11 protein-coding genes and 1 pseudogene are annotated in these 14,155 nt (G+C 61.8%); 5 read left to right on the top strand and 7 right to left on the bottom strand.

The features are described 5' to 3' along the window. Positions 1–14 precede the first annotated feature (14 nt). Both AAA021_RS08325 and AAA021_RS08330 read left to right on the top strand, forming a co-directional pair. Positions 15–3,761: a phosphoribosylformylglycinamidine synthase gene (locus AAA021_RS08325; protein WP_349088832.1), complete on the top strand. Its 3,747-nt coding sequence runs from the start codon at positions 15–17 to the stop codon at positions 3,759–3,761. A 99-nt stretch (positions 3,762–3,860) separates the two neighbouring features. After that, a complete protein-coding gene (locus AAA021_RS08330) occupies positions 3,861–4,796 on the top strand; it encodes a DMT family transporter (protein ID WP_349088834.1) in 936 nt (311 codons plus the stop codon). A gap of 101 nt (positions 4,797–4,897) precedes the next feature. Here the strand turns inward: AAA021_RS08330 and AAA021_RS08335 are convergent, their stop codons facing one another. The 4 genes from AAA021_RS08335 to AAA021_RS08350 form a co-directional block, all read right to left on the bottom strand. Further along, a complete protein-coding gene (locus AAA021_RS08335; protein ID WP_349088835.1) occupies positions 4,898–6,040 on the bottom strand; it encodes a GGDEF domain-containing protein in 1,143 nt (380 codons plus the stop codon). A gap of 190 nt (positions 6,041–6,230) precedes the next feature. Further along, entirely contained in the window at positions 6,231–7,253 is a 1,023-nt protein-coding gene (locus tag AAA021_RS08340) for a 2-keto-3-deoxygluconate permease (protein WP_349088836.1), read from the bottom strand. A 143-nt stretch (positions 7,254–7,396) separates the two neighbouring features. Beyond that, the gene (locus AAA021_RS08345) at positions 7,397–7,720 is read right to left on the bottom strand and encodes an AzlD domain-containing protein (protein ID WP_117821266.1); all 324 of its coding nucleotides are present in this window, start codon (positions 7,718–7,720) and stop codon (positions 7,397–7,399) included. Then, positions 7,710–8,459: an AzlC family ABC transporter permease gene (locus AAA021_RS08350; RefSeq protein WP_349088877.1), complete on the bottom strand. Its 750-nt coding sequence runs from the start codon at positions 8,457–8,459 to the stop codon at positions 7,710–7,712. The genes AAA021_RS08345 and AAA021_RS08350 overlap by 11 nt, the downstream gene beginning before the upstream one ends. 70 nt (positions 8,460–8,529) lie before the next feature. Between AAA021_RS08350 and AAA021_RS08355 the strand changes: the two genes are divergently transcribed. Continuing rightward, positions 8,530–9,342: an HD domain-containing protein gene (locus AAA021_RS08355; RefSeq protein WP_349088838.1), complete on the top strand. Its 813-nt coding sequence runs from the start codon at positions 8,530–8,532 to the stop codon at positions 9,340–9,342. Here AAA021_RS08355 and AAA021_RS08360 read toward each other — a convergent pair. The 3 genes and pseudogenes from AAA021_RS08360 to AAA021_RS08370 all read right to left on the bottom strand — a co-directional run bounded on the left by AAA021_RS08360 (position 9,339) and on the right by AAA021_RS08370 (position 12,964). Beyond that, positions 9,339–10,544 (bottom strand): electron transfer flavoprotein subunit alpha, encoded by a 1,206-nt coding sequence (locus tag AAA021_RS08360; protein ID WP_349088840.1) that lies wholly within the window; start codon positions 10,542–10,544, stop codon positions 9,339–9,341. The two genes, AAA021_RS08355 and AAA021_RS08360, sit on opposite strands and share 4 nt — an antisense overlap. Next, positions 10,545–11,360: pseudogene (locus AAA021_RS08365) on the bottom strand (electron transfer flavoprotein subunit beta/FixA family protein). 2 nt (positions 11,361–11,362) lie between these two features. Further along, on the bottom strand, positions 11,363–12,964 hold the full coding sequence (locus AAA021_RS08370; protein WP_349088841.1) for an FAD-binding oxidoreductase: 1,602 nt from the start codon (positions 12,962–12,964) through the stop codon (positions 11,363–11,365). A gap of 345 nt (positions 12,965–13,309) precedes the next feature. Between AAA021_RS08370 and AAA021_RS08375 the strand changes: the two genes are divergently transcribed. Continuing rightward, positions 13,310–13,606 (top strand): hypothetical protein, encoded by a 297-nt coding sequence (locus tag AAA021_RS08375; protein WP_195503477.1) that lies wholly within the window; start codon positions 13,310–13,312, stop codon positions 13,604–13,606. Next, the gene (locus tag AAA021_RS08380; RefSeq protein WP_349088842.1) at positions 13,603–14,112 is read left to right on the top strand and encodes a hypothetical protein; all 510 of its coding nucleotides are present in this window, start codon (positions 13,603–13,605) and stop codon (positions 14,110–14,112) included. Before AAA021_RS08375 ends, AAA021_RS08380 begins: the two co-directional genes overlap by 4 nt. The last annotated feature ends 43 nt before the right edge of the window (positions 14,113–14,155 follow it).

Raw genomic sequence — 14,155 nt, forward strand, 5'->3', positions numbered from 1 at the left:
GAAGGCAGGAACCAATGGTCTCTCGTATCTACGTGGAGAAGAAACCCGGGTTCGACGTCGAGGCTCAGCAGCTCAAGGGCGAGCTGACCGAAATTCTCGGCATCAAGGGCATCGAGGCCCTGAGGATCATCAACCGCTACGACGTCGAGGGCATCGACGAGGAGCTTTTCCGCTCCTGCGTGCCGACCGTCTTTAGCGAGCCCCAGGTCGATGTGACCTACGACGAGCTCCCCGCAAGCGATGGCGCCGTCTTTGCCGTCGAATTCCTGCCTGGCCAGTTTGACCAGCGCGCCGACTCCGCCAGCGAGTGCGTGCAGCTCATCAGCCAGGGCGAGCGCCCCGCCGTGCGCTCCGCCAAGGTCTATATGATCTCGGGCGCTCTGGACGAAGCCACCATCGAGGCCATCAAGCACTACGTGGTGAACCCTGTCGAGGCGCGCATCGCCTCGCTCGACTTGCCCGAGACGCTGTACATGGAGACCCCCGAGCCCCAGCCCGTCGAAGTGCTCGACGGCTTCCGCGAGCTCGATGAGGCCGGCCTTGCCGCCTTTATTTCCGAGCGCGGTCTTGCCATGGACGAGGCGGACATCGCTTTCTGCCAGCAGTACTTCCGCGATGAGGACCGCGACCCCACCATCACCGAGATCCGCGTGATCGACACCTACTGGTCCGATCACTGCCGTCACACCACCTTCGGCACCGTCCTGGATGACGTGACGATCGACGACGCCGTGGTGCAGCAGGCCTTCGACCGCTACATGGAGATGCGCCACGAGCTCGGTCGCGACGCCAAGCCCGTCTGCCTCATGGACATGGGCACCATCGGCGCCAAGTACCTTAAGAAGACCGGCGTCATGACCGATGTCGACGAGTCCGAGGAGATCAACGCCTGCACCGTCAAGGTGAAGGTCGATGTCGACGGCGAGGACCAGGACTGGCTGTTCCTGTTTAAGAACGAGACCCACAACCACCCGACCGAGATCGAGCCCTTCGGCGGTGCCGCCACCTGCGTGGGCGGCGCTATCCGTGACCCGCTCTCGGGCCGCAGCTATGTGTATCAGGCCATGCGCGTCACCGGTGCCGGCGACCCCACCGTCCCGGTTTCCGAGACGCTCGAGGGCAAGCTGCCGCAGCGAAAGCTCGTGACCACTGCCGCCGCCGGCTACTCCAGCTACGGCAACCAGATCGGCCTTGCCACCGGTCAGGTCAACGAGCTCTATCACCCCGGCTACGTGGCCAAGCGCATGGAGGTCGGCGCCGTCGTGGGCGCTACCCCGGCAAACCACGTGCGCCGCGAGTGCCCCGCCCCCACCGACAAGATCATCCTGCTGGGCGGCCGCACCGGCCGTGACGGCATCGGCGGTGCCACCGGCTCCTCCAAGACCCAGAATACTGAGTCCATCGAGACCTCGGGCGCCGAGGTCCAGAAGGGCAACGCCCCGGTCGAGCGCAAGCTGCAGCGCCTCTTCCGCCGCGGCGACGCCTGCCGTCTGATCAAGCGCTGCAACGACTTTGGCGCCGGCGGCGTCTCGGTTGCCGTGGGCGAACTTGCCGACGGCCTGTATGTCGACCTTGATACCGTGACCAAGAAGTACGACGGCCTGGACGGCACCGAGCTCGCCATCTCCGAGTCCCAGGAGCGTATGGCCTGCGCCGTCGCCGACGGTGACGTCGAGGAGTTCATGGGCTACGCCGCCGAGGAGAACCTCGAGGCGACCGTTATCGCCGAGGTTACCGCCGAGCCGCGCATGCGCATGGCCTGGAACGGTGTCGCCATCGTCGACCTATCCCGCGAGTTCCTCAACTCTAACGGCGCGCCCAAGCACCAGGTCGCCCACGTGTGCGCCCGCAGCGTGTGGCAGCCCAGCTGGGCCGGCACCACGCTTGCCGAGCGCATGACCTCGCTTGTCACCGACCTCAACGTTGCCTCCAACAAGGGCCTTTCCGAGCGCTTCGACTCCACCATCGGTGCCGCAACCGTGCTTATGCCCTTTGGCGGCAAGACCCAGCTCACCCCGAGCTCGGCCATGGTCGCCAAGTTCCCCGTGGACGGCGAGACCACCACGGCAAGCGCCATGGCATGGGGCTTTAACCCCTATCTGATGGAGGCCGACCAGTTTGCGGGCGCCTACCTGTCCGTGGTCGAGTCCATCGCCAAGCTCGTGGCTGCCGGCTTTGAGCACAAGCGCGCCTACCTCTCCTTCCAGGAGTACTTCGAGCGCCTGCGCACCGAGGCAGAGCGCTGGGGCAAGCCCACGGCAGCCGTCCTGGGCGCCCTCATGGCCCAGGTCGACCTGGGTGCCGGAGCCATCGGCGGCAAGGATTCCATGAGCGGCTCGTTTGAGGACGAGGCCGGCGAGCTCAACGTTCCGCCCACCCTGATCAGCTTCGCTGTGGCCGTGGGCCACGCGGCGCGCGCCGTCTCCCCTGAGTTCAAGGGTCTGACGCACCGCGTCGTCCGCATCGCCCCCGCCACCTACGGCGAGGACTACCGCCCCGACGCCCAGCAGCTGCTCGCCGCGTTTGACGCCGTCGAGGCGCTCACCGCTACCGGCGACGCCCTGGCCGTCTCCACGCCCGGCTACGGCTGCGGCGCCGAGAGCCTCTTTAAGATGTGTGTCGGCAACCAGATCGGCATCGAGCTTGCCGAGGATGTGGACGTGGAGAGCCTCTTCACCCCGCTCTACGGCAGCTTTATCGTCGAGCTCGCCGAGGACGCCGAGCTGCCCAAGGTCGCCGACGGCGTTGTCGTCGAGCCCCTGGGTACCACCGTCGAGGGCTATGTCATCGACACCGGCTCCGAGGTCATCGAGCTCGCCGAGCTCCAGGAGGCCTGGGAGAGCGGCATCGAGGGCGTCTTCGCCTACCGCAGCGCCGGCGAGACCCCCGAGGTCGAGACTATCGATTTCCGCGCCAAGGACATCCACGTGTACGGCGGCGCCAAGATCGCCCGCCCGCGCGTGATCATCCCCGTGTTCCCCGGCAACAACTGTGAGTACGACAGCGCCCGCGCCTTCCGTGCTGCCGGTGCCGAGGCCGACACCTTCGTGATCAACAACCTCACGCCCGAGGCCGTCGCCGAGAGCACCCACGAGCTTGCCCGCCGCATCCGTGCAAGCCAGATCGTCATGATCCCCGGCGGCTTCTCGGGCGGCGACGAGCCCGACGGCTCCGCCAAGTTCATCACGGCGTTCTTCCGCGCTCCCGAGGTCACCGAGGCAGTCCGCGACCTGCTCCAGGCCCGCGACGGCCTGATGCTGGGCATCTGCAACGGCTTCCAGGCCCTGGTCAAGCTCGGCCTGGTTCCCTACGGCGACATCGTCGACGCCACGCCCGATGCGCCCACGCTGACGTTCAACACCATCGGTCGCCATCAGAGCCGCCTGGTGCGCACCCGCATCTCGTCCAACCTGTCCCCGTGGCTGTCGCAGTGCAGCCTGGACGACCCCTACACCGTCGCCATCAGCCACGGCGAGGGCCGCTTTGTCGCCAACGACGAGGTACTCGCCCAGCTGATCGCCAACGGCCAGGTCGCCACGCAGTACGTGGGCGAGGACGGCAAGCCCAGCATGGATCTTTCCGTCAACCCCAACGGCTCCGCACTCGCCATCGAGGGCATCACGAGCCCCGACGGCCGCGTCTTGGGCAAGATGGGCCATGCCGAGCGTCGCGGCGACAACCTGTACCGCAACGTGCCCGAGCATGTCCCCGGCGACAAGTTCATGCCGATCTTTGAGAGCGGCGTAGCCTACTTCGCCTAAACCTTTCCCATCGGGTACAATCCCTTCGGGTAACATTACCCGCCACCGACACATCCGGTGGCGGGTTCTTTTTTGCTTCGCGCATGTAGAAAGGACATCATGGAAAGCCGCAAGCCGTATCTCGCCACCCTGCCCGGACTCATCCTGGGCTGTCTCGTTTGCTGCGCGCTCTGGGGCTCCGCCTTCCCCTGCATCAAGATCGGCTACGGCCTCTTTGGCATTCCCGCGCGCGACAGCGCCTCGCAGCTGCTCTTCGCGGGTCTGCGCTTCACCCTTGCCGGCATGCTGGTCATTGTTGGCATGAGCGTGGTCCAGCACCGACCGCTCGTTCCGCAAGCGCGTGATATCAAGCCTATCTGTATCTTGTCGCTCTTCCAGACCATCGGCCAGTACTTCTTTTTCTACCTTGGTCTCTCCCGTGCAAGCGCTATGTCGAGCTCCATCATCGAGGCCAGCGCCAACTTCTTGGCTATCCTCTTTGCCGCCCTGGCGTTTCGCACCGAAAAGCTCAATACGGCCAAGGTGCTCGGCTGCGTACTGGGCTTTGCCGGTGTCGCGCTCGTCAACCTTTCGGGCGCGGACGGCACCTTTGGCTTTACGCTCGACGGCGAGGGCTTTATCCTGGCCTCCACCGTCGCGGGTGCCCTTTCGACCTGCCTGATCGGCATCTTCTCGCGCGAGCACGACGGCGTCTTGCTTGCCGGATGGCAGTTCTTGGTCGGCGGCCTGGTCCTCACCGCCATCGGCTTTTTGATGGGTGGCGCGCTCTCCCCCACGGCGATTGCCCCCGCCATCGCGCTCATCATCTACATGGCGCTTATCTCCGCGGTCGCCTACTCGCTGTGGTCGCGCCTGCTTGCCGTCAACCCCGTCAGCCGCGTCTCGGTCTTTGGGTTTATGAACCCCGTCTTTGGTGTGCTGCTGAGCGCGCTGTTGCTCGGCGAGGGCGCTGGCACGAGCCCCGTCACCGTAATCGTGGCCCTGCTGTTGGTCTGCGGCGGCATCATTATCGTCAACAGGCCCAAAAAAGCTTAACGAACTGCCCTTATTTAGCAGAGGGGATTCATGTACTTTAGCTTAATGGAGTACATCGGTGAGCTGAGGGCCGCCACGCACGCAAGCGTGCACCCCTTTTCCTAGCGTATCTGGACGCCGGCTTTCTTTTTCTCGGCCTTGACGCGGTAGAGCTCCGCATCGGCAGCGCGAAGTAAGTCTTGCCAGGTATCAACACTATCGCCGACCCGCGCGTAACCGATGGACATCCGCAATGCATACGGCACCTCGGCACGAGAGAGCTCGTCGTTAATCGCCGAACACAGGTCTATGATGTCCTGTTCCGCCGTCGCCTTTTGAAGCACCACGAACTCATCGCCACCATAGCGTGCGATAAAACCACCAGACGCCGAGCAGACCTCTTTGAGCGTAGCAGATATGACCTGGAGGGCATGATCGCCCTCAACATGTCCATACCGGTCGTTAATTTGCTTAAAGCCGTCGGCATCCATCATAAGCAGATACACATCTTCGGCCTGATCCACATTTGAGAAGAGCGACAGCATATAGGTCTCAAAACGGTTGCGATTGTTAAGGCCAGTCAACGGGTCGGTCGAGATCAGCTGCTCCTGGTAGATGATGTAGAGCAGCAGGATGCTCAGCGTTATACCGACACAAAGGCCCGGTACCGAAAACAAAACCTGGAAGGTACCGCCCACCAGAGCGGGAACCGCAAAAAAGGCGAGGGTGCGATAAATGGCCTTCTTTTGCAGGCTTTCGACTTTTCGAGCCTGAGTAAAGGCATGCAAGGACGTATATATGATGTAGCAGTAGCTAACGATAGGTTGAATCATATAAAGCGCTCCGCGACGATATACGCCCTGCGCATCGATATAGAACATAGTGTGCGTCCAGTAGCTGGTAAATGCCAGCACGACCACCAATACGGTTGGCAACGTCACGATCGCAACCCTATAGCGCGCGGTCAAAAGGCGAGAGCCCTGCACTGTCTCGGAATAGAAAAACCAAATGAGGCACGCGATGGCGAACAGCGAAAACGAGACCGCGTTGGAAATCCAGTTGGCCGTGATGCCTACAGGAGTGCCCACGCCGTCCGAGAGCGTCCAGATCATGTCGAAGAAAATGTAGGCAGCAGACGTGTAGCCCAGCATGCTAAACAGAAGCTGTTGGGTACTCGAGAACAAGGAGCGACGGCTTCGCGCGGCAAGCCCGATAAGAACTATCATGCATAGCAGGAATATCTCAATCTTGAGTGCCTTAACCACTAGACGCCATCCCTTCAATACTCAAGTGGTCAGAATCGCCCGATTCGAGTCTGGGCAACAAACACCCCCTACTCCGCAGGGGTAAGGGGAATAATAGCAGAGCGCCCGAACGTCACTGCAAGACAGCTTTCGTTCGGGCGCCTATACGGCGCGAATTGCACACGCCGGCTTGATTGACTCGCGTCGACGATTACTCGCCGTCGATGTCGGTCGCGACGGCCTCCTCAATAGCCTCGACGCCTTCGACCGACAGATCCTCTTTGCCGTGGCAGAACTTCTTATCGACCCAGCCGGTCAGGATCGGAGCCATGATTGCCGTGATGATGACGGCGGTGGCGATCTGGGCGTACGCGGTGGGCGCAAGCTCGGCATAGCGCGGGGCGACCTCGGCGAGGGCGACCGGCGTGGTCATAGCCGTGCCGGCGATAGTGGAGCAGGCAACGGCCGCCTTGCCGTTACCACCGCACAGGCGCTCGAACGCAAAGGTGATGGGGCCGACGATAAAGAGCGTGATGAGACCCAGCAGGATGCCCGAGATGCCGCCGGTGATAAAGCTCGAAAGGCTCATGGACGCACCGAGCTGAAATCCGATAACGGCAATCGCGGGATTGGCGCCGGGAACCAGCAGGTTCTTGATGAACGGGAAGAGGTTGCCCAGAACCATGCCGATAACAAGCGGCAGGATGGAGCCGATGATGGTGCCGACGGGGATGTTGGCGAGGCCCGAAACGCCCAGAATGATCATGGTGACGGCGGGGCCGGCCGTAAAGAACAGGATACCGACGGCGCCCTGCTCGGACTCGTCGCCGAACTCGCCCATGATGCCCGTGTAGAGCGCCATGTTGCAAAACGTGATGCCGCCGATGATAGACACGGAGCTCAGGCCCAGGAAGTTGTCGTTAAAGAAATATGCCACACCCAAGCCAAGGGCGGCCGCAACAACAAGCTTGGGGATCAGCACGACGATGCCGGTCTTGATAGCGCCCGGCGTGGACTTAAAGCTGATGCCGGCACCCACGAAGAGCAGGATCGCGGCGACGATGGTATTGGAGCCGCCGCGGCAGGCGGCGGTAAAGAAGCCGCCGATCTCAAAGACCTGCGGGCAGAAGGTGTTGAGCAAAAGGCCGACGATCATCGGGTAAATCATGATGTCACCCGGGATGCGCGGTACTTTGAATTTCTTTTGCTCGTTGGCGGTCGCTTCCTGTGCCATGAAACCCCCATTTCCGCTGACGCAGAACAAAAGCCCACGTCACGCTTTGCTACAGTAAAGTTTGACCATGGTACCAGAAGAAGCAGACCGGCTCGGTGAGAAATTCGATTCGTTGGGCCGGGACGCTAAACGCGCCCCTGCTTTTATACAAGGCTCAAAACGATATAGAACACGATGCCCGAGACGCAGCACCACAACATCGACTTTGTCTTGATTGCCACCGCCACGACACCGGCAGCCGCAATCCAGGGAATCAAGCCCTGCCACAAGCCGGCGTCGAAAGCGCCAGGGCTTATCAAATCGTTAGCGACCAGCGCCGCAAAGGCGGCTGGCGGAATATAACCCAAGGCCTCGGTAACGCGGGGCGACAGCGTTCTCCCGCGCAACGCAAACGCCGGGGCAATGCGGAAAAACGCGATAGCCGCCCATGACGACAGCCACAGGACCAAAAACTCATTAACGGGCATCGCGAGCGCCCCTTCCTTCGGCGAAAGCATCGCACGCAAGCGCCGCGGCAACACCGACGAGCACGCTTGCCGGCACGGCGATATTCGTCCACCCCAAGAACTTGCATATGGCGACAGACACCGCAGCCATAACGGCAGCCACGACATTGCCGCGCGACAGTCGCTGCGAAAAGAGCAGGCAGATAAAGAGCGAGGTGCAGACAAAGCCAGCAATAGCGGTGGGGACATCGACAACGGCGCCTACAACGGCGCCCATCGTGCACGAAACGCCCCATGTCACGATGAGGATCGCGTTGAGCGCAAAGGACTCGTGCGGACCCCAATCCTCCCCTTCAACCAACTTGGCAAGCGAGATGCCGTATGCCTCCTCGGTGAGCGTCGCGGCAACAGCCAGCGTCTGACGCTTCGAGGCACCCCTCAGATGGGGCGCGATTGATGCCGAATAAAGTGCAAAGCGCGAGGAGATTGCGGCCACACTTGCGACAATCGATGCCGCAGGCACACCTGCCAGCCACAGATTGCAGACCATAAACTGGCCGCTACCCGTCACAAACGTGCTGCTCAGAGCAAAAACCATCCAGGGCTCCATTCCCGTCTGTGCCATAATCATTCCGCACGGCGCGCCTATCGCAACATAGGTAAGCATCACCGGCCAGACGGTTTTAACGATTTTGAGCACCATAGCGTTCCTCGTCCCGACAAGATTTCCGAGCCGCATTCGACGACGCGGCAGAATCATCGCCCGGTGGCAACCGAGTTCACCTACAATTGCCACCGGATCGAAAGACACAGCTTTTTAGGAAGTCATTATGACAGCTATCGATCGGGGCCGGGCGACCGCGGCCTTCAAACGCTATACCGATGCTTACGATGCCGCCAATCCACGTATCGCGCTCAAAATCGAGCATACGTACCACGTTGCCGAGGCATGCGATGCCGTGGCGCGCGAGCAGAGCTGGTCGACAGAGGATATTGACCTGGCCTGGCTTTGCGGCCTGTTACACGATATGGGACGCTTTGAACAGTTGCGGCGCTGGGACACCTTTAAGGACGCCGAGAGTATGAGCCACGCAGCGTTGGGCGTCGGGGTCCTCTTTGGCGAGAACCCCGACGACGCGCCTGCCACAACAAGCATCCGAGATTTTATCGAGACCGACGAGCACGACGAGCTCATCCGCGCGAGCATCGCCTATCACAGCGACTTTCGCCTGCCGGCACAACTCGACGAGCGTACACGGCGCTTCTGCGATATCGTGCGCGATGGCGACAAAATCGACATTATGCGCACCATCGCCGACAGCACCGTCGACACCATCCTCAAGGTTGATAAGGACACATTTCTCGCCAGCCGGTTCTCGACACCGGCTCTCGCTGCCTTTGACGAGCGCCGCTGCGTCGCACGCGATGAACGCAACGAGCCCGCAGACTACCTGGTGGGACTCATCTGCTTTATGTTTGAGCTCGTCTATCCAGCGAGCCGCGCGCTGGCGCGTGAGCAGGGCGATATCTACCGCCTGCTCGATGCGCCCTTTGGCATTGCGCGCCCCTTTACCGATCCCGCCACGCAAGCGACCTGGGAGCGCCTAAAGGACGAGACGCGCGACTGGTTGGCGCACGCCTAGCGCTCAAGCTGGGCCAGCAGCTCCTCGACGACCTCGACGGCATCGCCGACGACCTTGTACTGGGCAGCACCAAAGATGGGGGCATCCGGGTCCTCGTTGATGGCGATAATGCACTCCGCCCCACCGATGCCGGCAAGATGCTGGATGGCGCCCGAAACACCGATACTCACGAGAAGCTTGGGCGAAACCGATACGCCCGTCTGGCCAATCTGATGGCGATACTCCAACCAGCCGGCCTCCACGACAGGTCGCGTGCAGCCAAGCTCGGCTCCCAGAGCCTCGGCGAGCCTTCGCATCAGCGGCAGGTTTTTCTTAGAACCAATGCCGCGACCCACCACGACCAGGCGCTCGGCATCGGCAATTGATGCCTGCTGCCCCCACTCCTCGGCGGGAATCGAGATCTCGACACGAGCCTTAGCATCATCCGCAAGCGATATCTGGGTGATCGTGCCGGAGCGGCCGTAGTCAAAGTCGGGCGCCTTAAAGATGCCGGGACGCACCGTTGCCATCTGAGGACGATGATTGGGGCAGACGATGGTGGCCATCAGGTTGCCGCCAAACGCCGGACGCGTCTGTTGCAGCAGCCCCGTCTCCGCATCCATCGAAAGCACCGTGCAGTCAGCCGTAAGGCCCGTCTGCAAACGCACGGCAACGCCGGGTGCCAGTTCGCGGCCAAAGGCGGTCGCACCGTACAGAATGGCCTCGGGCTTGCGCTCTGCCACCAAATCGCAGATCAGCCGGGCGTAAACCTCCGCATCGTTCTGGCGCAGACGCTCGTCGCGACAGACCAGGACCTCGTCCGCGCCGGCACAAACCAGGAGTTCGAGGTCCCCAAGCGAGCCCTCGGGGCTCATGCCGACCAGTGCCACCAGACGGCAGCCGCGAGCATCGGCAAGCTCGCGGCCCTTGCCCATGAGCTCATAGGCAACGGGAGTCACCGTATCGTGCTCGTCGGTCTGCACGAATACCCAAATGTCTCGATATGCATCAAGGTCCACCGCGCCAGCGGCCTCGTCACGCTCGATCGAGATGGCGTTGACGGGGCAGGCGTCGACGCACCCACCGCATAGGATGCAGCCGTCGGTTACGCGGGCGCCACGGTTGGGCCGCTCGCCTTCCACTACAATGCCGCCCGAGGCACAGGCGCGAACGCAGCGACCGCAGCCGATACAGGCTTCGCTATCGATAATCAGTCCGCTCATCTATGCCATCCCCTCGATGATCTTGGCAAGTTTCGCCGCCTGCTCGGACGCCGTTCCGTCAACGGCCTCGCACGTTTGGTCGCGGTCGGGCACAAACGATCGCACGACCTGTGTCGGCGAGCCGGCAAGGCCGCAGCGCGCGGGGTCGGCATGCACGTCGGCAGCGTTGACCACACGCACGTCCGCCTCCTCGGCCGCACGAATACCGGCAATGCTCGGCATGCGCAGTTGGCCAATCTCCTTGGCGGTCGTCATCGCGCACGGTATCTCAAGATAGACCGTCTCCTCGCCGGCATCACAGCCGTGAACAAGAGCCAGCGAGCCGCAAGTCGTAAAGCCCGCGCTCTGCACGCAGCTCACGTCGGTCACGCAGGGAATCTCAAAGGCACCGGCAAGCTCGGGACCAATCTGGGCTGTATCGCCGTCCACCGCCATCTTGCCGCAAATGAGCAGGTCGAAGTCCTCGTCGAGCGCCTCGATGCCGCACTAGAGGGCATAGGTGGTTGCCAGGGTATCGGCACCTGCAAAGGCGCGGTCGGTCAGCAGCAGTGCGTCATCGGCGCCTCGGGCGATGCAGTCGCGCAATAGCGATTCGGTCGCGGGGATGCCCATCGACACCACCGTTACGCGCACGTCCATGCCAAAGCCGATAAAGTCATCCTTCAGCGCCAGCGCGCATTCCAAAGCGCTCGCATCGAACGGGTTAATGACCGCCTGCTTGCCATCGCGCACGATGGTATTGGTCTTGGGGTCCATCTTGACCTCGGTGCTGCCCGGCACTGCCTTGACGCACACCACCATATGGAAATCGCTCATCTTCACGCGCCCCCTTTCTGGACGAGCTCATCCAAGAGCTTCTCCGAAAACAGGTTACCGCGACCCAGCTGCCCGGCAGGATCGAGCTGGAGCTTGAGCCGCGCCGACTCGACCATGGCCTCGTGACCGTACATCGTCTCCAAGAAGCCCGCCTTGATCTTGCCGACACCGTGTTCGGCGGAGACGGCGCCGCCCATGGCCGTGACCTCGGAAGCCCACTGGGCAAAGAGTTCTCCGCCGCGGCGGTAATCCTGCGCATCGCGCGGCAGAATGTTCACATGCAGATGGTTGTTACCGATGTGCCCCCAGGCGGCAGATTCAAGCCCGCTTTCGGCCAACGTGCGGCGATAAAGGGCGATGACATCGGCCAAGCGTGCGTTGGGCACCGACATGTCCGAGCCCAGTTTGGTGATGGTGGGATCCGTGCGGCGACGCTCGTCGATGAGCATGTTGACGCTCTCGGGCACCGCATGGCGGAAGAATCGCTGACACTCGCGATCGACCTCGGTGCGCGCGACCCATGTCGCATCGTCGCTTCCGCCCGCAAGCTCCAGTACCCACCCCAAGTGATACAGCTCCTCAGTCGCCTGGGCTTCGTCGTCGCAGTCGAGCTCCACGTAGACACAGACCTTGGCGTCTTTGTCGAGCGCCGGCAGCGAGGCAAACGCCGTCGACTGCTCGCGCTGGCGACGTAGAATATCCAGGGCGCCAGCGTCGAAGTACTCGATGGCAGCCGCATGGGACAGGAAGGGACGCACGGAATCGGTAAAGGACACGGCCTTGTCTTCGCTATCGAAAAAGCAGCTCACACCCCAAACGACCGCAGGCGCCGCCTGCAGGGCAATCTCGAGCTCGGTGATAACGCCGAGCGTGCCGCAAGCACCGATAAAGAGGTCGATGGCGTCCATTTCGTCCGCAACGAAATAGCCTGAGGCATTTTTTGTCTTGGGCATGGTATAGCCGGGAAGATCGAGCTCGAGCGTACGGCCCACTGCCGTCACAAGCGACAGGTGGCGACCCTGGGCAAAAGCCTCGCCGCGCTGAAGCTCAAGCAAATCGCCATCAGCCAGCGCGACGTGGAGTCCCGTGATATGTGGGCGCATGGGGCCGTAGGCGTAGCTGCGGGCACCGGAGGCGTTACATGCCGCCATGCCGCCCAGACAGGCAGACGTCTCGGTGGGATCGGTGGGAAAGAACTGCTCGGGGGCCTCTTGGAACTCCTCGTAGGCCTCAAGCGATGCCTGGTCCCAACCAGCGGTCGGCAGCACCTTCTTGCTCAGCTGCTTGCGCAGCTCCGAGAGCACAACGCCCGGCTCCACGCGCAGCAGAAATTGGCCTTGTTCATCGCGGCGAAGGCCCAAGTAGCGATTCATACGGGAAGTATTGAGGATATGCCCGCCGTGGGGCACGGCACCGGCGGCAAGGCCGGTTCGGGCGCCCTGAACCGTTACCGGGACACGCTCGGCATGGAGCTTTTCCAAAATGGCACGGACCTCGTTTTCCGTCGTCGGAAACGAGATGCTCGATGCTTCGCCCGATGCGCGAGATTCATCGCGGCCATACTCTTCGAACTCGTCGGTGAAGGGTTTGATGGTTGCAGACACGCGAACTCCCCCTTTAGCTAACTACAGTGTTTGCAGGGAGATGTTACCGCATCGTTTCGTCGACGTGTTCGAGACCGTCTCCATAATTGGCGATTTTTACGTTCGTGCAATTCGGCGAGCGGCTTGATTTCCTCGGCAGACGATGCTTTTGACACATATGGCCCCGCCGTCGCCGACCGCGCGATTGTCGCTCGAAAAAAGTTGGAGTATTTTTTGCCGCCTTTTACCTGCGGAGACGCCAATCCGTCAAGCATTTGGTCAGAAATTGGTCAAGTAGCGGCTGATACCGTCGGCATCGACAGCCAAAACCGATAGAAGTTTTGGCCCAGAAGCAGGGAGGTTCCCATGGCATATTACTGGCCCCAGTACGGCATCGCCATCGAAGTCGACGACGATCCCCATCTCCTGCCTTTCGACGAAGAGGCATTCCCCGATACGACGGTCTACCACGTTACCACCGATGTGATCTGCGACCCCGAGTCGTTCTCGGCGCTCGCCCACCACATCGCGCATATCCACGACATCGAGCTCCCTCCCGACTTCGACGAGCTTGTCTACTCACGCCGCCTGATGCTTCACATGCTCTTTGGAGCGAACCCGTCCACCTTTGCGCGCATCTATACCGCCAAGGATGCCGCATGAGCGCGAAGAAGCCACCCCACTTTGCAGGCCTGGGTCGTCGCAAGAAGCTCATCGTTGCCTGCTTGGCCATCGTCTGTGCCCTTGTCGCCGTAGCACTATACGCTTGGCAGTCGCAGCCCGTACCCGAGGCGGGCGCTTCGGTTACGACGGCCGAGGGCAAAACGCGTCAGGAAATCCAAGATGAGCTCGACGCCATCGTCCGCGACAACATGATGACGATTTCGGTCGCACCGGTCGCTCAGCTGCAGGAGGACGGCAAGCTGCGCGTCAACGTGCAAAACGTCCAAGACAATAAATTTCCCCAGCGATTCCGCGTCATCCAAAACGACGAGACCATGTACGAATCCGGTGTGGTCGAGACCGGCAAGACAATCGAAACGTGCCCCGCCGGCGACATCAAAGAAGGCGAGGCGTACATCGAGATTCAGGCGCTCGATGCCAAGACCCTCGACAGCCACGGCAATCCGACACGTGTCAAGGTGCGGGTTGAGCAAGCCGAGAACTAGCTTTTCCGGCCGACGCGGCACCGCACGCAATTCACCAGCATTC

This window comes from Collinsella sp. CLA-JM-H32, assembly GCF_040098165.1.
Lineage (GTDB): Bacteria > Actinomycetota > Coriobacteriia > Coriobacteriales > Coriobacteriaceae > Collinsella.